General features: G+C 59.6%; 17 protein-coding genes. 9 read left to right on the top strand and 8 right to left on the bottom strand.

Annotation, left to right across the window (positions count from 1 at the left end):
- Positions 1 to 33 precede the first annotated feature (33 nt).
- The 3 genes from QML71_RS10560 (at position 34) to QML71_RS10550 (ending at position 3418) form a co-directional block, all read left to right on the top strand.
- The gene (locus tag QML71_RS10560; protein WP_282011887.1) at positions 34 to 1452 is read left to right on the top strand and encodes an MFS transporter; all 1419 of its coding nucleotides are present in this window, start codon (positions 34 to 36) and stop codon (positions 1450 to 1452) included.
- Between the two features lie 19 nt (positions 1453 to 1471).
- Positions 1472 to 2572, top strand: a complete 1101-nt coding sequence (gene ychF / locus QML71_RS10555) for a redox-regulated ATPase YchF (RefSeq protein ID WP_282011886.1) — start codon at positions 1472 to 1474, stop codon at positions 2570 to 2572.
- A 105-nt stretch (positions 2573 to 2677) separates the two neighbouring features.
- Positions 2678 to 3418 (top strand): tetratricopeptide repeat protein, encoded by a 741-nt coding sequence (locus QML71_RS10550; RefSeq protein ID WP_282011885.1) that lies wholly within the window; start codon positions 2678 to 2680, stop codon positions 3416 to 3418.
- 39 nt (positions 3419 to 3457) lie between these two features.
- Here QML71_RS10550 and QML71_RS10545 read toward each other — a convergent pair whose 3' ends face one another.
- Genes QML71_RS10545 through QML71_RS10530 form a run of 4 tightly spaced genes read right to left on the bottom strand, consistent with a single transcriptional unit; the run spans position 3458 to position 6524 of the window.
- A complete protein-coding gene (locus tag QML71_RS10545; protein WP_282011884.1) occupies positions 3458 to 3796 on the bottom strand; it encodes a hypothetical protein in 339 nt (112 codons plus the stop codon).
- A 59-nt stretch (positions 3797 to 3855) separates the two neighbouring features.
- Positions 3856 to 4506, bottom strand: coding sequence for a hypothetical protein (locus QML71_RS10540; protein WP_282011883.1), 651 nt, complete (start codon positions 4504 to 4506; stop codon positions 3856 to 3858).
- A 5-nt stretch (positions 4507 to 4511) separates the two neighbouring features.
- Positions 4512 to 4997 (bottom strand): hypothetical protein, encoded by a 486-nt coding sequence (locus tag QML71_RS10535; protein ID WP_282011882.1) that lies wholly within the window; start codon positions 4995 to 4997, stop codon positions 4512 to 4514.
- A gap of 3 nt (positions 4998 to 5000) precedes the next feature.
- Positions 5001 to 6524, bottom strand: a complete 1524-nt coding sequence (locus tag QML71_RS10530) for a leucyl aminopeptidase (protein ID WP_282011881.1) — start codon at positions 6522 to 6524, stop codon at positions 5001 to 5003.
- Positions 6525 to 6742: 218 nt separating this feature from the next.
- Between QML71_RS10530 and QML71_RS10525 the strand changes: the two genes are divergently transcribed.
- Both QML71_RS10525 and QML71_RS10520 read left to right on the top strand, forming a co-directional pair.
- Positions 6743 to 7276, top strand: a complete 534-nt coding sequence (locus tag QML71_RS10525; protein WP_282011880.1) for a hypothetical protein — start codon at positions 6743 to 6745, stop codon at positions 7274 to 7276.
- Positions 7277 to 7730: 454 nt separating this feature from the next.
- Positions 7731 to 9557, top strand: a complete 1827-nt coding sequence (locus QML71_RS10520; protein ID WP_282011879.1) for an NADH-ubiquinone oxidoreductase-F iron-sulfur binding region domain-containing protein — start codon at positions 7731 to 7733, stop codon at positions 9555 to 9557.
- A gap of 529 nt (positions 9558 to 10086) precedes the next feature.
- Here the strand turns inward: QML71_RS10520 and QML71_RS10515 are convergent.
- Both QML71_RS10515 and QML71_RS10510 read right to left on the bottom strand, forming a co-directional pair.
- Entirely contained in the window at positions 10087 to 11577 is a 1491-nt protein-coding gene (locus QML71_RS10515) for a leucine-rich repeat domain-containing protein (protein WP_282011878.1), read from the bottom strand.
- Positions 11570 to 12250 (bottom strand): leucine-rich repeat domain-containing protein, encoded by a 681-nt coding sequence (locus QML71_RS10510; protein ID WP_282011877.1) that lies wholly within the window; start codon positions 12248 to 12250, stop codon positions 11570 to 11572. The genes QML71_RS10515 and QML71_RS10510 overlap by 8 nt, the downstream gene beginning before the upstream one ends.
- Before the next feature lie 124 nt (positions 12251 to 12374).
- Between QML71_RS10510 and QML71_RS10505 the strand changes: the two genes are divergently transcribed.
- Entirely contained in the window at positions 12375 to 13976 is a 1602-nt protein-coding gene (locus tag QML71_RS10505) for a peptide ABC transporter substrate-binding protein (protein WP_282011876.1), read from the top strand.
- A 73-nt stretch (positions 13977 to 14049) separates the two neighbouring features.
- On the opposite strand, the gene QML71_RS10500 is transcribed toward QML71_RS10505, so the two are convergent.
- Together QML71_RS10500 and QML71_RS10495 are read right to left on the bottom strand one after the other, a co-directional pair.
- On the bottom strand, positions 14050 to 14463 hold the full coding sequence (locus tag QML71_RS10500) for a hypothetical protein (RefSeq protein ID WP_282011875.1): 414 nt from the start codon (positions 14461 to 14463) through the stop codon (positions 14050 to 14052).
- Positions 14464 to 14491: 28 nt separating this feature from the next.
- On the bottom strand, positions 14492 to 14809 hold the full coding sequence (locus tag QML71_RS10495) for a hypothetical protein (protein WP_282011874.1): 318 nt from the start codon (positions 14807 to 14809) through the stop codon (positions 14492 to 14494).
- 150 nt (positions 14810 to 14959) lie between these two features.
- Between QML71_RS10495 and QML71_RS10490 the strand changes: the two genes are divergently transcribed.
- From QML71_RS10490 to hutI, 3 genes are all read left to right on the top strand, one after another.
- Complete coding sequence (locus tag QML71_RS10490; RefSeq protein ID WP_282011873.1) at positions 14960 to 15874, top strand: formimidoylglutamase; 915 nt, start codon at positions 14960 to 14962, stop codon at positions 15872 to 15874.
- Positions 15875 to 17623, top strand: a complete 1749-nt coding sequence (gene hutU / locus QML71_RS10485; protein ID WP_282011872.1) for a urocanate hydratase — start codon at positions 15875 to 15877, stop codon at positions 17621 to 17623.
- Between the two features lie 247 nt (positions 17624 to 17870).
- A complete protein-coding gene (gene hutI / locus QML71_RS10480) occupies positions 17871 to 19103 on the top strand; it encodes an imidazolonepropionase (RefSeq protein ID WP_282011871.1) in 1233 nt (410 codons plus the stop codon).
- Positions 19104 to 19188: the final 85 nt, after the last annotated feature.

Below are 19188 nucleotides of genomic sequence, written 5' to 3'. Positions count from 1 at the left end.
AAACAACCGTCTCGACAGACAGACCCCTCATACATGTTCGGATTCGACAGGGAGCAGCAGGGCATCCTGCATTTGACGTGGATCGCCTTTTTCCTGACGTTTCTGGCCTGGTTCAACATGGCGCCGTTCAACACCACGCTGGAGCACCATGTGGGGTTGAGCGCGGACCAGATCCGCATCCTCATGGTGTGCAACGTGGCGCTCACCATTCCCGCCCGCATCGTCATCGGCGCATTGGTGGACCAGCATGGACCGAAGATCGTGTTCGTGTACCTGTTGTTGTTCGCCGGAGCGGTGAGTCTGTACTTTGCGCAGTGTTCGCGATTCAGCGAGTTTCTCGTGGCGCGGCTGCTGATGGGCATTGTCGGCGCCGGGTTTGTCGTCGGCATCAAGATGATCGCCGAATGGTTCCCGCCGGAAAAAATGGGCGCGGCGCAAGGCATCTATGCCGGGTGGGGCAATTTCGGCGCCGCCGCGGCTGCGTTTTCGCTGCCGCCATTAGCCATGTTTTTTTCGCCGGATATGGGCTGGCGCATCGCTGCCGGGTTTTCCGGCGCGTTGTGCCTCATCTGGGCGGCTGTGTACCACCGCCATGCAAAGGAAGTTCCGGAACGGGCGACGCAGTTTCCGGTCACTCTCGAAAAGACCATCGAGGTCACCTCGTATCGCGACCTCGTGTTGCAGATTTTTTTGTTCCTGCCCCTGTACGGCGCGCTCGGCGTGTTCGTGTGGAAACTGTCCGATCCCGCCACGCCGCTGCTGTCGTCCTGGGAGATGACGGGGCTGCTGACGGCGGTGGGCGTGTTCTGCCTGTTTGAAATCTACCGTTGCGTGCAGGTCAACCTGCCGCGCCTGCGTACCGGCGTTCCCGAAGAACGGCATTACCCGTTCCAGCAGATCGTGGTGCTGAGTTTCGTCTATGCGCTCACCTTCGGTTCGGAGCTGGCGGTGATCTCCATGTTTCCGGAGTATCTCGAAACCACGTTTGCCCTGTCGGCGACGGCGGCGGGCATCCTGGGATCGGCGTTTGCGTTTTTCAACCTGGTGACGCGTCCCAGTGGCGGTTGGCTGGCGGACAAGATCGGCCGTCGCCGCGTTTTGTTTGTTCTGGTATTGGGGTGTTTGATCTGTTATTGGTTTATGGGCACGATCACGCCGGAATGGTCGCTGACCGCGGCCATCACGCTGGCTGTGGTGTGTTCCATGCTGGCGCAGGCGGGCAACGGCGCGTGCTTCGCCATGGTGCCTTTGATCCGCAAGGACCTCACCGGAAAGATGGCAGGCATGGCGGGGGCCTATGGCAACGTCGGCGCGGTGTACTTTCTCACCCTGCTGAGTTTCGTGAGCGCCGCCGAATTTTTCAAATGGATCAGCGCCTACGCCCTGTTCGTGCTGATGAGCCTCATGTTTTTGAAGTCATTCAACAACCTCCACCATTCGTTCAGAAAATAGAAACGGAGACACTCGCATTATGGGATTCACCTGCGGCCTGGTCGGCCTGCCCAACGTCGGCAAATCGGTTATCTTCAACGCTCTCACCAAAACCCAGGCGGAGTCCGGCAGCTACGCCTTCACCACCGTGGAGGCCAATGTCGGCATGGTGGAAGTGCCCGACCCGCGGCTCGAAACCATCAACCAACTGGTGGCGGCCAAAAAGATCACGCCGACGACCCTGCAATTCGTGGACATCGCCGGACTGGTGAAGGGCTCCTCGCGCGGCGAAGGACTGGGCAACAAATTCCTCGGCAACATCCGCGAGGTCGATGCCATCGCTCACATCGTGCGTTGTTTCGACGATGACAACGTCATGCACGTGCATTCCAAAGTGGACCCTGCTTACGACATCGACGTCATCAACATGGAGTTGATCGTCGCCGATATGGAAACCCTCGAAAAACGCATCCTGAAGCTGGAGAAAACCGCCCGAAGCGGCGACAAGGACGCCAAGTGGCAGTTGGAGCTGATCCAGAAGTTGATGAGCACGTTGGAAGAGGAAAAGCCCGCCCGCTTTCTTCCCTTGTCCACCGTGCAGGAGGAACGCTTCGTCAAATCGCTCAACCTGCTCACCACCAAGCCCGTGCTCTACGTGTGCAACATCGATGACCCCGCCCGCGCCGATGACAACCCGCACGTCAAGGCCACGAAAGAGATTGCGCAAAAGGAAGGCGCGCCGGTGGTGGTGCTGGCGGGCAAGCTGGAAATGGAAATCATGGAAGTCGAGGACCCCGAGGAACAGAAGGTGTTCATGGACGAGATGGGATTGAAAGAAACCGGGCTCTATCACATGATCAACGAAGGCTACCAGTTGCTCGACCTGTGCACATTCTTCACCGTCGGTGAAAAAGAAAACCGTGCCTGGACCGTGCGTAAAAATTCGAAAGCGCCGCAGGCGGCGGGCAAAATCCATTCCGACATCGAACGCGGTTTCATTCGCGCCGAGGTGTTTCATTTCGACGACCTCGTGCAATACAAATCCGAACACGCCGTCAAGGAAGCGGGCAAAATGCGATTGGAAGGCAAGGAGTACATCGTGCGCGACGGCGACATCCTGCACTTCCGCTTCAACGTGTAAGGTTTGGGAAATCAATCCGGATGCCCGGCCGCTTCAAATGCGTTCGACCGGGCCCCCGCCGGTAAGGTATAATCGGGTGTCTGTTGATTCCACATGGGGTCCCCAATGCTCCGGTTTGTGACCAAAAAACGCATTGTTCTCTTTGTCGGCTTCGTGTTGCTGCTCGGCCTGCCGTTCACCATCATCCGCGAACAGCCCATCCAGACCAGCCAGGAAGACCTCAATCCCTACAAGGAACCGGAAGACCCTGCCGCCGCGTACCTGCACAAGGCCTCGGACAATTATTTTTACCGGGAGTTCGACGCCGGCGCCGACAACTACAGGAAAGCCATCGCCATTTTCGAAGAGCGGCAGGACTGGCCCCACGTGGCCAGCACGTACGAATCGCTGGGCGATCTCTACGTGTGGGCGCGGCGCACCGGCGACGCCGAGAAAAGTTATCTGACGGCCGTCAAATACCACACGCAGAATCAGGACGTGCTGGGGCAGGCCACGGCGCTCAAGGACATCGGCGACATGCACATGAAATTTGAAAACCTGGAAGAATCGGAAAGCTGGTATCTGAAGTCGCTGGAGATTTTAAAAGAGGAACACGGCAATCGCGTCTTCGGCAGTGTGCATGAAAACCTGGGGCAACTGTACTGGAAGATGGAGCGCATGGCCGAGGCGATGGAAGCCTTCATGCACGCCCGCGACACCTACGGCGCGCTCAATTACCGGCTGGGCTACGACCACATGGAAAACGTATTGAAGCAACTGGAACGCGACACCCGGTCGATGCAAAACCGCACGCAGTCCGGCTCCACCCAAAACCCCTACCACAACTCCCCGCCAACACAGCCCTAGTCCGGGCGGCGTTCACTCATTTTAAAAATACGAAATAAATCAGGATGCGGCGGGCGGTGTGTCGTCGGATGCGGACTCCGGTTCGATATCGTCCGGTTCCGGTGCGTCTTCCGGTTCGTCGATGCCGTCGTGGTCCTCAAGGAAACGGTCCTTGATCGTCTCGATGTCGTGCTTCTGCTTGTGGACTTTTTTCAGCAGGGTCTTCAACTCCGGTTCCGGGAACAGGTCGTTGAGGTCCTGGTCCGCTTCCGGAAACAATTCGTTGAGGTTGATCTCCTCTTCCGGCTTGTGCGGCGGGGCGGGCACCTCTTCGGTCAAAAACTCCGCCTGTGCGGACGGGGCCGAAGGATCGGCGGGCTGCGGGTTGTTTTCAGTCATACATGAACTCCCATAACGTCTTCAAAAATCATGGTACTGGAAATGACGAGGCGTGACAACTAGCTTTTCGGAAGGCGTGCCAGGATGAGCGGGATGGCTTCGATGGCCAAGGTGCGGTCGCAATCCAGAAGAAAACGGATGACGCGTTTGATCTGGTCCCAGTCCGGTTGCGGTTTCGACAGGGCGCGCTCGACGCGTTCGATCTCCGCCAGGATTTCTTCCTTATCGCGGGCCGACAAATCCATGCGATCCACCACCGCGCGCAGATCGCCGGAAGAGGTGGCCGGTGCCGGTGCGCTCTCGGGCGATGGTGACGCGGGTGCCTGCGATGCGGGTTCCCGCAATGCGGGTTCCCGCGATGCAGGTGTCTGCGGCGTGGCCAGCCGGCGGGCTTTGGCTTTTTTCTCTTCTTCCGCCGCGACCTCCGCCACCTGTTCCAGCAACTCAAAACACAGATCGAAATCGCTCATCAGCGCGATACGGTCGTTGATCTCCCGTTGGTCGTCCTCGGGTTTGGACAAGAGGAAGTCGGAGGCGAACCGGATTTCATCGAAGGTGGGCCGTTTTTTGGGCGCGAACTCCTGCACGAAGCCCCGCGCTTTCGCATGCCAGCCGGAGAAACGTGCGTCGTGCCGGTTCATGGCCGATGCCTTCAGCGTGTTGCCTTCGGCGATGAGGGGTTGCAGGGTTTCTGTCCAACGATCGGTCATGACAGTCAGAACCGTGCCAGATAAATTCCCATAAAGACGGCGAACGTGATGGTGATCAGGTTGACCTGGCTCAACAGGCGCATGGTGTCCAGCGTCGGGCGCACTTCTTTGCGCGCCTCTTTCGGTTTCAGGTCGAGGTTGGAAATGCGCGGACGCAGGCCGAAGGTCAGGTACACGCTCAGGAAGAACGCGGCGAGGGCGAAGACCAGTTTGATGCCGAAGATGTTGTAATAGCCGTCTTTCAGGTTCACCTGCTCGGTGTAGTTTTCCATCAGGTAATAAATGCCGGAGCCGACGAGCATCAACATTGCCACGAACACCGTCGGCACCAGCGCGTCGAGCAGTTTGTAGGTGATGGAATCCTCGTCGAGCGCCTTGCCCTGTTCCTGCTTGTCGAAACGCGGCAGCAGCAGGTAGAGGCAGTACACACTGGCCCCCACCCCCACGCCCGCCGACATGAGGTGGATGAAAATGATGATGGAATCGATCATGGTTTAGAGATTCTTCAGGTAATGGACCAGCAGGCGAACACCCACTCCGGAGCCGCCCTTGGGCACATAAGGTTTTTCTTCGGACCCCCAGGCGGTGCCGGCGATATCGAGATGCGCCCAGGGAAAATCGCCGACGAAATTTTTCAGGAACGCGGCGGCGGTGATGGTGCCCGCACCGACCCCGGCGCCGGCGATGTTCTTGAGGTCGGCGATGTCGCCCTTCACCGCTTTTTCGAATTCTTCATAGAGCGGCAACTGCCACACGCGTTCGCCGGTTTCGGTGCCGCTGTCGATGAGGTTCTGGATCAGCTTGTCGTCGCTGCCGACCACGGCGGTGGCGACGTGACCGAGGGCGACGATCACCGCGCCAGTGAGCGTGGCCAGATCGATCACCGCACGCGGTTTGTATTTCTGCGCGTACACCAAGGCGTCGGCGAGAACCAGACGGCCTTCGGCGTCGGTGTTCAACACCTCGATGGTCTTGCCGGACGAGGCGGTCAGAATGTCGCCGGGCTTGATGGCGGAACCGCCGGGCATGTTCTCCGTCGCCGGAACGAGGCCGACCACGTTGACCGGCAGTTTCAGGCTGGCCACGGCCGCGAGGGTGCCGATGGTCACCGCGCCGCCGGACATGTCGAACTTCATCTCATCCATGCTTGCCGGTGGTTTGAGGGAAATGCCGCCGGTGTCGAAGGTGATGCCCTTGCCGACGATCACCACCGGAGGCTGGTTTTTCTTGCCGCCGTTGTATTCCATGACGATGAACTTCGGCGGTTCGTGACTGCCGCGAGCCACGCCCAAAAGCGCGCCCATCTTTTTCTGCTGCATGTCTTTCTTTTCGAGCACGCGGCAGGTGAACTTGTGCCGGCGCGCCAGCTTGCGCGCGGCGTCGGCGAGGTAGCCCGGCGTGGCGGTGTTGCCGGGGTGCGTCATCAGGTCGCGCGTGGTGAGCACCGCCTCCGCCAGTTTCTCGGCGGACTGCATGCCCTTCTGAAACGCAGGCACCTTTGCTTTCGAACTGACGAGGAACACGATCTCTTGAATGCGGCTGGGCGGATCGTCTTCATCTTTGTGTTTGTAGGCGTCGAAATGATAGAGCGCCAGGTGCGCGCCTTCGGCCAGCGCCGCGCCAATGGGGTCGCCATACTTGCCCCCCTTGGATTTGGCCAGCTTGCCCGCATCGCCTTCCGGCAGGTGCAGCGCGACTTTTTTGAATCGGGATTTTTCGGCGAGCTTCACACCGGTGCCCGCCGCCTGGCGCAGTGGCTCTTCCTTGATGTCCTTGGTTTTGCCCACTCCGACCAGAATCAGGTGTTGCGCGCCCATGAGCCCCATGACGCTGAGGGAACAGGTCTGGTTGGCCTTGCCTTCAAACCGCTTGGCCTTGTAGGCAGCGGAAATGGCGCCGTGCAGCAGGCCGTCGATGGCCTTCACCACGCCCGCCGGTTTTTTCTCGGGGCACAGCACGATCAGGCAGTCGGTTTTATGTTTGAGCACATCGTCCGTTTTGACACTGGTTTTGATCATGGTCGCTTCCAATCGGGTTTGACGTTTCAAGGAGAAGGAGTGTGAGGCATTGATTGTATGGAATTTTAGAGAGCCAGACAAGGGGAAAACCCGGAGGCTGTGTCCAAAGGGGCGACCCGTTTCGCCTGTTGGAAAAATGGGGGCGCGACGCCGTTCAATTCGTACTATAATGCCCGCGAATCCACAAATGCCGTGACAGCCTGAACCGGGAGGTGGTTTTGATCGCAGCCAACAGAGTCTTCAAATGGTACGGAATGCTGGGGGTGTTGTGCGGACTGGTCGCTTGTACGGACGCGGGCAACTCCGCATCGAAGGACGCCACGGCAAAACAATCCTTGCAGCAGCACGTGATCACGTCGTTGCAATCGCTGGATAAGGCGAAGCTGAAAGACCTCGGGTTTGCCCCGCCCTACGACATCGTGGCCAAAAAGTTTGAAAGCGACTACGAGGTGCAGGTGATAAGCCTGGCCGAGGAAGAGGACACCGGCCTGCGCGCCCGGGTGCGCGTGACCGGCAGCATGCAGGACCCGCGCAGCGAGTTGTGGTTGACGGAGGTGGTGCGCCTAAATTTCATTCGCCCGAATGGACAAGGTGATTGGAAGCTCATCACCTACCAGGGACAGATCGAAAACTACCTGGCGCAGGCGATTCCCGGCCGCAACATCGCAGCCCTGCCCGACCCGGTGCAGGCCTATTTGAAATCCGCGTTCGCTACCCTGCCCGCCAAGGAACTGAATCCCGCGTCCCAATGACCCGCGTCCCAATGACCCGCGTTCAAACGGCACCGCGGTACCCGGCCAAGTCGCAGAACAATGCGGGCGCTGTGTTGGGCATCGCAGTCCCTGCAAGCGCTTACGGACTTGGGTTTAAGAAAAAGCTCAATAAATCAATGGCTTGAAGATATTTTGGGGATGGGGGGTGCGCTATTTTCGCGGAGGGGGTGCAGGGAGAGGTGAGGTCCGCCGGAGGCCTTGAATTTTTTCGGGTTTTCTCTGGATTGGAGCCGTCGATTGGGTTGACAATTGGGGGTGGGCTCACTAGAATTTCTGGAAAATTCTCGCGAAATGTGAGAAGGTAGAAAGTCCGGAAAGGTCCGCGATCCTTGGTGGTTCGGGCGTTTCTAAATTCAATGGAATCAAGCGTTTTTAACAAAACTGATAAATATACCGTTCGATCCGGTAACTACAGGTAAACAAGGAGATCCCCATGACGGTTGCGGAAGCGACACAGCCTCAAGCCACGGACCAGACCAAAGGAACCATCAAAGTGACGGTTTGCATGAGTCTCAGTGGCCAGGCCGAAGGGTCGAAAGACGTTTATGCGGAATTTGAAAAGCTGATTGCCGAGCACGCCCCGACGGCGGAGCTGGCGGAGCGTGGCGGTTGCGAGATCGGCCAGGTTGGCTGCCGTGGTTATTGCAGCCGCGATGTGTTGGTGGACGTGTACGTCCCCGGCCAGCCGCGCGTCACCTACGAACGCGTGAAGGTGGCCAACGTGCCGCAGATTTTCAAGGACCACGTGCTGGGGGGCAAACCGTTCGCCAAACTGGCGTCCAAGCCCGATTATTACGAAAACCTCGAAAAGCAGGCCCGGGTGGCGTTGAAGCATGGGGGCAACATCGATCCGGAGAGCATCGACGAATACATCAAAGTGGGCGGTTACGAAGCGTTGAAAAAAGCGCTGACCACCATGACACCGGAAGAAGTGCGCAAGGAAGTGCGCCAGTCCGGCCTGCGCGGCAAGGGCGGCGGCGGTTATTTCACCGGCGACAAATGGGAGAAAACCGCGAACACGCCGGGCGAGCGCCGCTTCATCATGGTCAATGGCGACGAAGGCAACCCGGCCTCCTACATGGACCGCAGTGTCATGGAAGGCTCGCCGCATCAGGTGCTGGAAGGCCTGATCATCGGCGCCTACGCCATCGGCGCCACCGACGCCATCATCTACACCCGCTCGGACTACGGCATCGCCGTGCGCCGCCTGAACATGGCGCTGGAAGCGGCGCGCGAACGCGGCTTCCTGGGCAACAACATACTGGGTACGGATTTCAGCATCGACGGCTACGTGCACGAAGGCATGGAAGCGTTCATCGGCGGCGAATCGACGGCGCTGATGGCCTCGGTCGAAGGCAAGCGCCCGTTTCCGAAAGCGCAGCCGCCGCACTCCTCGGAAAAAGGCGTGTTCGGCTACCCGACCAATTTGAACAATGCCGAGACCTGGGCGACGGTGACGGAAATCGTCAGGCAGGGTGCCGACTGGTACCGCACCATGGGACCGGAAAATTCGCCGGGCTGCAAAACCTGGGCGATCGCCGGCAACCTGAAATACAACGGGCTGATGGAGTTCGACATGAACACCACCGTCGGCGAGATCATCAACGATTTCTGCGGCGGCATCCTGAAGAAAAAAGAGTTGAAGGTGGTGCACCTGGGCGGCGTCACCGGTGGCTTTTTGCCTCCGGAGAAACTGGATACCAAGACCGACTACGAAAGCCTGATCGACGCGGGCGCCATCATGGGTCAGGCCAGCCTGTCGGCGTACGACAACTCGGCCTGCGTCATCGACCTGACGCGGTTTTCCATCGGCTTCAACGAATCGGAAACCTGCGGCAAGTGCACGCCCTGCCGCATCGGCCTGACGCTCATCAAGAACATGCTGGACGACATCGCCGAAGGCCGCGGCAAGATGGAGTACCTCGACAAGTTGCAGGCGATGAGTGAGGAGATCAACGTCACGTCGCTGTGTGGACTGGGCGAGACGGCGGTCAAATCCGTGCTCAGCGGTCTCAAGTATTTCCGCAAGGAGTACGAGCGGCACATCGACGACCAGGTTTGCGACGCGGCCATGTGTACCGGCCTGTACCGCTACGTGGTCAAGGAAGAGGACTGTGTGGCCTGCGGCGCGTGCATCAAGCCGTGCCCGACGGGAGCCATCACCGGCGGCACCAAGAAAGTCTCGGCACACATCGACATGGATCTGTGCATCAACTGCAACGCCTGCTACCAGGCCTGCAACTTTCTGGCGATTGCCTGACCGCACTTCCAGTTACAAAAACAAAACCCCCGGAGCCGTTCGGTTCCGGGGGTTTTTTATTGGGTGTGGATTGTGCAACGGGTCCTGTGTCTCTACTGGAAAGAAAACATAGATTCTTCGCTTCGCTCAGAATGACACGCTAACCGTTGAGTGTCATTCTAAAGTATTCCCGCCAAGAGACAGGAAGGAATCGGGTCCCCCTTCTCCGAAGGGCCGGGTAACACCCGGAGGAAGCAAGTTGTATTAAAGAATGGGCCCTCAGATCATCGTTCCTTGGGAGAGCAGTACCTTGCTTCCTCCCCACGTAGTGGGGCTGGGGGCTTTTTCCTTCCGTGTTGTTTTGAGGAGCGGCCCGCGACGAGAAGCTTTTAATGAAGTGGCTCATCTTTCCTTCGCTGACGCGAAGGATTTAAAAGGAAGACCCCCGCCTGGCCCCCTTACAAGGGGGAACCGGAGTCACGCCCGCTTGTCATTCTGAGCGGAGCGAAGAATCTATGGGTTGTTTTTTAATTGGGAGAAAGCGGGTGGATCAGAAGCGAAACTCTTTCAGTTTCAGAAACCGCTCCGACTCGGTGAACAGTTTGAAGCTGTCGATGCAGAACGGGTTGCGCCGGATATCGAGCACGTTGAGCGATTTGAAGTGTGGCGATTCCGACAGCGCGACGAATCCGGACAGCCGGATGCCGTTGCTGCTGAGCCGCAGTTCGTTCAGATTGGCCATGTTGGGGGAACAGGCCAAGGCGACGACACCGTTGCTTTCCATCCACGTGTTCCACAGACGGAGGGTTTTGAGACGGGCAAAGTTGGGCGACTGGGCCAGAATTTTACCGCCCTGGTTGCTGAAGTCGTTGTGGCTGAGGTTGAGTTCTTCCAATTGCGTCAGCGTGCGGGAGGTGCCCAATGCCTGCACTCCGGCCACCTTGATCCCCGTCTTCTCCAAGTTCAGCGTACGCAACGCGGTGAAGGGCGCATCGGCCAGCGCCGCCATGCCCTTGTCGCCGATGGGGTTGTCCATCAGATTGAGCGACTTGAGACTTTTGAGATGCTCCGATTGCGCCAGCGCCACCATGCCCATGTGGTCGATGTAGTTGTTGCGCAATGACAGGTGTTCGACCTTCGCCATGTCCGGACACCGCGACAGCGCCTGCAATCCCTTGTTGCCGAGGCTGTGCCCGTTCAGGTTGAGCGACCCGTTCTTGCCGCGCGTCTTGATCAGTTGCCGGATGCGGAAATCGAGCAGGTCCTGTTCGCCCTCGCGGGTGAAATCGTTTTGATGGGTGTACAGGTCGCGCAGGTTGGCGAGGCTTTTGGATTGGGCCAGGGCGCGCGCGCCTTCGTCGTGGATCGAGTTGAAATCGATCACCAGCTTGTGCAGGCGGTTGACCGTGGGCGACTTGGCCAGCAGTTTGGCCCCGGCGTCGTCGATGCGGTTGAAGCCCAGGTTGAGCACTTCCAGCGGTGAGAACACGCCGGTCTGCACCCAGTCGGCCAGCGTTTCCGTACCGATTTTATTTTTTCTCAAGTTCAGCCAGCGCAGGGCCGGGTTGGCCGTACCGTCGGGAAACTGCGTCAGGCGCGTTTCGCCGATGCGGTTCAGCTCCAGTTCCAGAAATTCCAGCTTCGGTAGTTTGCGCGACTTGATGAGGCGCAGCGCTCCGGCATCGCCGATGCGGTTGTTGGTGAGGTTGATCAGCTTGAGTTGCGGCAGATGTTCCGATCGCGCCAGCGCCGTCGCACCCCGGTCGCTGATGGCGTTCGAGTCCAGGTGCAGGTGGGTCAGGTTTTTCAACGACGCGCATTGCGCCAGCGCCTCGACACCCGCGTCGCCGATGTCGTTCCACGACAGGTCGAGCACCCGCACGTGCGACAGGTCTTTGTGACGCGCCATCAAAATGGCCCCGGCATCGCCCAGCGAGTCGTAACTCAGATCGAGCGTGGTGTGGCGCAACGCCAGTTTGTCCGCAATGGACTGGACCGTACGCAGGCCATTGTCCTGTATGTTGGTTTGGGATTCAGTCATTGTCGGCAGGGGAGTCGAAACGAAATTCCTTGAGCGCGGCCAGGCGTTGGGACTGGCGCAGGATTTCAAAACCTTCAGGGGCGATCAGGTTGTACGTCATGTTGAGCGTTTCCAGTTTTTTCAGTCCCGGCGATTCCGCCAGGGCCTGCATGCCGTCCTTACCGATGCCGTTGGCATCGAGATGCAGCGTTTTCAGCCGGGACAGCGATTTCGAATTCGCCAGCGCCACGGCGCCCGCATCGCCGACCTTGTTGAAAGACAGATCCAGCGTTTCCAGCTTGGACAGGTGCGGCGACTCGGCCAGCGCTTCGGCGCCCTCGGGCCCGATCTTGTTCGAGTACAGGCTCAGGTAACGCAGGTTATCCAGTTTTTCACATTCGGCCAGGTACTCCGCACCCTGGGTGCGGATGAGGTTCTCGTTCAGCCACAGTTCCTGAATGCCCCGAAACAGTTCGCCCTCGACGATCTCTTCCAGATAACTGTCCTTCATCCAGCAGTGAGTCAGATGCAGGAACTCGATGCCGGGCACCGCCATATTTTCGGCGACGTCGATGGCGATTTGCAGGTCGAACCGTTTGTTGGACAGATCGAGGGTCTTCTTGTCCTTGCTGAGACCCTTTTTGATCCAGCGCCGGATCCAGGTGATGTCGTCAACGTTCTGGTTTTTGGCCATGTTCCGCACGTGTGATGAATGGAAAAAATCAATTTTATAGATGTCAGGTGAAAAGTAAAGGCCTAATCTCGGCGGCGGAATCTGCCGCATTTGCCCGGCACGCCGATTCTGGTATGGTAGTCGGATGAACCTTGTATCGGGACACATCGCACTGTGGCGGGCCGGACGGGTGGCGGTGCTGGGCGCGTTCCTCGCGTTCGCGGCGGCAGGCTGTTCCAACGGGCCGGAGAGCGATGCCACCGCGCGCACCCTGCGTCTGGCCATCCATTCCGAGCCGCCCACGCTCGACTGGTCGTTGGCGACGGACAACGTGTCCTTCGACGTCCTGACCAACATCATGGAAGGCCTCACGCAGTACAACGAAAACCTGGAACCGGTGCCCGCCATCGCCCACCGCTGGCAGTTTTCGAACGACGGCAAGACCCTCACTTACTATTTGCGCGACGATGTGGTGTGGACGGATGGGAAACCCGTCACCGCGCACGATTTCGAATACGCGTGGAAACGCCTGCTCAATCCGGCCACCGCCGCCGAGTACGCGTACTTCCTGTTCGATGTGAAAAACGCCCACGCTTACAATTCCGGCCAATTGAAAAATCCGGACCAGGTCGGCGTGCGTGCGCTCTCGGACACGGTGCTGGAGGTGCAGCTCGAACGTCCGGTCATTTACTTCCCCAGCATCACGACCTTCATGGTCACCTTTCCCATGCGCCGCGACATTGTGGAACGTCACGGCGACCGCTGGACCGATCCGCAACACATCGTCACCAACGGAGCCTTCACGCTTCACGAATGGCAGCACGAGTACAAACTGATCCTCAAAGCCAACGACCGGTTTTATGAAGGCCGGCCGCAGGTGGACCGCGTGCTGTTGTATGTGGTGCGCGAACCGACGACGGAGTTGACGCTGTACGAGACGGGCGAACTGGATATGGTGGAGTTGCCGCCGGTGGCCATCCCCCATTACAGGAGCAGTCCCGAGTACCGCAACCTACCCCTGCTGCGCGGTTACTATTACGGTTTCAACAACGGCAAGGCACCGTTCGACGACGCCCGCGTGCGGCGCGCTCTGGCGCACGCCATCGATCGCAAGCAGATTCCGGTGATTTTAAAAGGCGGCGAGTTGCCGACGGCATCGTGGATTCCAAAAGGCATGTTTGGTTACAACCCGGACATCGGTCCGCATTTCGATGCGGAGAAAGCGCGCCGCCTGCTGGCGGAAGCGGGCTTTCCGGGCGGGAAAGGGTTTCCGCCGTTTGCCATCGCTTACAACACCGACGCCACCAACAAACTGATCGCCGAGTTCGTGCAGGCGCAGTGGAGAAAGCATCTCGATCTGGAGGTGTCGCTGGAGAGCATGGAGTGGAAGGTGTTTTTGAGCCGGCTGCGTCTGGACCCGCCGCCGGTGTACCGGCTGGGCTGGGGCGCGGATTTCCCCGATCCCGACAACTTCATGAACCTGTTCACCTCGACCAGCGGCAACAATCACCTCAACTGGGCCAATCCCCGCTACGACGCGTTGATCGCCCGGGGCGCGGCGGAGCGCGATCCCCAAAAACGTCAGGCCATTTATGACACGGCGCAAACCTTGTTGACCGAAACCGACGCGGCGCTGGTTTCCCTGTTCGGGCTGACGCACAACGTGCTGGTCAAACCGGATGTGAAAGGCCTGCACCTCAACGCGATGGAATTGCTGTATCTCAAACGGGTGCGGTTGGAGAAATGATGCCGCCCCCGGCCGGGCGCACCGCTCCCTTGGGAGGCACTGCGGGAAATGAAGGGGAGGTCAGGACCCCGGATCAGTTGTAACCCGGGTCCTGATCGAACAGTTCGTTGTAATCGTCCAAGGGACCGGAAGACTCCGACCGGTACCAGTCGAAATTGTCCTTCTCGTTTTCCTCCTCCAGCTCGAACGCCCCGGCTTCCTCGGCGTCTTCGGCGATGGTGGAGGGATCGACCTTGAACACATTGGTGCTGCCGCAGCGGCAGGGCGTGTTGCCCTCATCGAATTCCGTTTCCTTCAACAGGCACACCGAGAAGCCGCATTCCTCGCAGCGGTATTCGGCGTGGGTTTCGTTGAAGTCGGGATGAATCAGCCGGTCCCGGCACTGGTTGCAGAAGGTCGGTTGATCCGGCGTGTACTCCGAAAACACGTTTTCGATGTTGCAGGCCGCACACTCGATCAACAGATCTCTGGGTTCATCAAGAGCCATAAAAGCCTCTCATTCAAACGAGATATATTTATTCAAAAGTCGGGGGCTTCATCTGGGTGATGTCGATCCCCATATCCGCCAACTGTTTCGAGAACGGGCACTTGCTGGCGCCGCCGGACGCTTCGCCGGACGCGGCTTCGGACTCCGAAGAGGTTTCCACCGAACCGGATTCAGCCATGATGAACCACGACAGGGTGTCGATCTTCTGCTCCTTGTCGGTGATGTAGCCTTGCAGCGCTTCCTGAGTCTCTTTGTGGGTCGCGTGTTTGAGAGCAATCTGGTATTGCTCCAGAGCCGACCGCTCGAACTCGACAGCCTGTTTCAGTGCCTGGATGGAATCTGCCATGTTCCTTCTCCCTTGTATGGATGTGATCGTTGGGTTTCAGCTAAAAAATATATCAAACCCTATTTTATAAAGTCCATGTAAAATTTGAAAAACAACAGGTTGACCTGTGGGGCGGTTTACAAAGCCCGGCAACCGTTCTATAAAGGTAAGATGAAGGACGACCCCAGGCTGGCAGACATCATATATCCGGGAACGGAAGGCCATGTGGTCCTGCTGGGCTTCCCGTACGACGAGGGCGTGGGGCGCAACGGCGGGCGGCTGGGCGCGCGCCAGGGCCCGCAAGCGATGCGCGCCTGGCTCCGGCGCTACGGCACCGTGTACAACCCGGAATTCGGGGTCGAGCTGTCGCGGCTGCGTATTGCCGATGCGGGCGATGTCGCCGTCGGCCTGCCGCTGGAACAGGCCCACGCCGCGCTGACCGCGAAAGTGGCGGAAATCCTCGAAAAAGGGGGGCTTCCGTTCGTCGTCGGCGGCGGCAACGACCAGTCCTGGCCGAACATGCAGGCCCTGCTCGACGCGTATGAAAACCGGCCGGTGGGGGCTCTCAATGTGGACGCGCATCTGGATGTGCGCCCGTTGATCGACGGTCAGGCCCATAGCGGATCGCCGTTCCGGCTGATGCTGGAGGACGCCCGTTTTTCTGGCGAGCATTTCATCGAATTCGCCACGCAGGGCAGCCAGGCCGCGAAAGAACACGTGGAGTATGTCCGCCACAGGCACGGGCACATCCACTGGTTGTCTGAGATCTACATGAACGACGACGCGCTCGGCTGGTTCAACGCCGCGCTCGGACGCGTGTCCTGGGACTGCGATGCCGTGTTCGTCAGTTTCGACCTCGACTCGGTGCGCATGGCGGACTGCCCCGGCGTGTCCTGTCCGTCGGTCATGGGGCTGCGCGGCAGCGAGGCGTTGGAGATCGCACGCATCGCCGGGCTGAACCGGAAGGTGAAGCTGTTCGACCTGTCCGAATACAATCCGTTGATTGAAGAAGAACGCACCGGCCGCCTGGCCGCATCGATGTTCTACCACTTCTGCCTGGGGGTCGCCTCGCGCAAGGAGGTTTGATTGAATCGTCAACGCCGATCGTCCGCACCACCCAGCGGGTTGAAGCCATCGTCCCGCCCACAGCGCCCGCTGTACCCGGAGTTGTGCCCGAAAAAAGCGCCGCGCGCCTCCACCTCGCTCAAACTCCGCTGCTGCGACTGGGACGCGGAAGCGGCGCTGCGCATGCTGATGAACAATCTCGACGACCGCGTCGCCCTCGACTGGAAGCAACTCATCGTGTACGGCGGCACCGGCCGCGCCGCCCGCAACTGGAAGGAATACCACCGTCTCGTCGCCGAACTCAAACGCCTCAAAAAAGACGAGACGCTGTGCGTGCAGTCGGGCAAACCCGTCTATATCGCACGCACGCATGCGGACGCGCCGCGCGTCATCATCGCCAACTCCAACCTGGTGCCGCACTGGGCCACCGACGACCATTTCGATCACCTCGACCGCCTCGGCCTCATGATGTACGGCCAGATGACGGCGGGCAGCTGGATCTACATCGGCACCCAGGGCATCCTGCAGGGCACCTACGAAACCTTCGGCGCCTGCGGCCAGATCGATTTCAACCAGCCAAGCCTCAAGGGCAAATGGATCTTCACCGCCGGTCTCGGCAACATGGGCGCGGCGCAACCTCTGGCGGGCACGATGAACGAGGCCTCGGTGCTGGTGGCGGAGGTCAACCCGGCACAGGTCGAACGCCGCCTCCAGGAAGGCTATCTCGACCGCGCCGCAAAGAATCTGGATGAGGCATTGGACATCATCGAGCGGTCTGTGAAAGCGGGCGAGCCCATCAGCGTCGGCCTCGTCGCCAACGGCGCGACGGTGGCGCGTCAACTGGCGGACGGCAAGCGGTTGCCGGACATCGTCACCGACCAGACCTCGGCGCACAACCTGATGACCTACGTGCCGGAGCTGGGCGACTACAAGGCGCTCATGAAACTGCGCGACGCCGATCCCGACACCTACCGCAAACGTTCGCTGGAGACGGCGGTGAAACACTGCCAGGCGATGATCGATCTGCAAACGAAAGGCTGCGTCGTGTTCGATTACGGCAACAACCTGCGCGGACAGGCGGAGTCGGGCGGCCTCACGGTGCGCCACGGCGACGGGTCGTTTCTCTATCCGGGATTCGTGCCGGCCTACATCCGGCCGTTGTTCTGCGAAGGGCAGGGACCCTTCCGCTGGGCGTTGCTCTCCGGCAAGAAAAAGGATTTGCATGCGGTCGATCAGGCGGTGCTCGACACCTTCCCCGAAAAAAAAGCGCTGCACCGTTGGATACAGAAAGCGCAGAAACAGGTGCCGGTGCTGGGGTTGCCGACGCGCGTCTGCTGGCTGGGGTACGGCGAGCGGGCGAAGATGGGGGAGGTGATGAATCAACTGGTCAAAAAGAACAAGGTGGCGGCGCCCATCGTCATCGGTCGCGACCACCTCGACTGCGGCAGCGTCGCGTCGCCCAATCGCGAAACCGAAGGCATGCTCGATGGCAGCGACGCCGTGGCCGACTGGCCGTTGTTGAATTTCACGGTCAACGCCGTCTCCGGCGCAAGCTGGGTCAGTTTCCATCACGGCGGCGGCGTTGGCATGGGCAATAGTTTGCACGCGGGCATGGTGATCGTCGCCGACGGCACGAAGAAGAAGGGCGAGCGACTCGACCGCGTGCTCACCCACGATCCGGGTCTCGGTGTGGCGCGCCACGTCGATGCCGGGTACGACGACGCGAAACACATCGCCAAACAACGCAAGGTGCATCTCCCCAAAGCGTAAAGTTCCGATTGCCGGAGAGACCTTTGCGATTGATGTAAGTGTTGAGAAACTTAAATTTTCATTGGTGCTCGAATAAAGGAAGAGCCATGAATCCCCCTCATCCTAACCTTCTCCCGCCAGGGGAGAAGGAACCTTTAATACTCCCTCTCCCTTGATGGGAGCACTCACGGAGTGACGGGCTGGGGTGAGGGTGACATCCTCTGACTTCCAATGATTTTGCAAAGATCTCATTGTCAGACGAGGGGCTATGACCGAAACGCTGTGTTTTCGCAATATCGGAGAGTTGATCCAGGCGGATGCCACCTCGCAGCCCGATGTGCGCGTGCGTACGAACTGCGCGCTGCTGGTCACAGGCGGGCGCGTCGATAAAATTCTGAGGGAGTCGGAAGTCAAGCCCGCCAACCGCTACACGCGGGTGATCGATGTGAAAGGCCGTGCGGTGGTGCCGGGCTTCGTCGATTGTCACACGCATCTGGTCTATGGCGGCGAACGCAAGGACGAGATGGTGGATCGCGTCAGCGGTGTGTCGTATCTCGAAATCCTCAACAAGGGCGGCGGCATTCACGATACGGTGAAGGCCACGCGGCAGGCCACGGAGGCCACGCTGTACGATCAGGCCAAGCGCCGCATGAAACGCATGATGGCGCTGGGCACGACGGCGTTCGAGATCAAGTCCGGCTACGGACTGGATCTGGAGACGGAAACCAAAATGCTGAAGGTGGGCAAACGCCTGCGGCAGGCGCTCAAGGTGCCGGTCACGCTGACCTACCTCGGCGCGCACGCCATCCCGCGCCCGATGAAACGCACGCAGTACGTCGAGTTCGTGCTCGAAAACCTGCCGAAGTTCCGCGGCCTGGCCGACGGCGTCGATATCTTCTGCGAGAAGAACGTGTTCACCGTCGCCGATCTGCGCCTTGTTTTTCTTCAGGCGAAACTGCTCGGATTCGACCTGCGCGCCCACGTGGAGGAGTTGTCGCATCAGGGCGGATCGTACGAGGCGGCGAGGCTGGGCGCGTTGTCGTGCGATCACCTGGAGTACGCCACGCCGAAGGACATTCAGGCCATGCATGCCGCGGGCACGGTGGCGGTGCTGATGCCGGGCGTCACCCTGTTTCTGGGCGGCACCAAGCAACCGCTGGTGCACAGCATGCTCGACGCGGGGGTGACGCTGGCCCTGGCCACCGACTGCAACCCCGGCAGTTGTCCCACATACAACATGCAAACGGTGATTTACCTGGCAGCGAACATGTACCGCATCACGCCGGGGCAGGCGCTGGCGGCGGCGACCTATGGCGCGGCCAAGGCGCTGGGTCACCACCGCGAGTACGGCGGCTTGCTGCCCGGTCAGCGCGCCGATTTCAACATCCTCAAAACCGGCGACCACCGCGACCTCGTGTATTATTTCGGCGAGAACTTCATCGACCAGACCTTCGTCGCCGGCCGCCGCGTGAAAGGCGGCAAAGACCCGGCGGGGTTTTAACCCGGCCGCCTCAAAGGGAATTTTGCCTTCTCCCTTGGTGGAGAAGGCGTTATTTGTGCAAAAGCATTACGGTTTAAACCCCCGT

The sequence above is a fragment of the Nitrospina watsonii genome, assembly GCF_946900835.1.
Taxonomy (GTDB): Bacteria; Nitrospinota; Nitrospinia; order Nitrospinales; family Nitrospinaceae; genus Nitrospina; species Nitrospina watsonii.
This window is presented reverse-complemented; position numbering and strand designations above follow the sequence as displayed.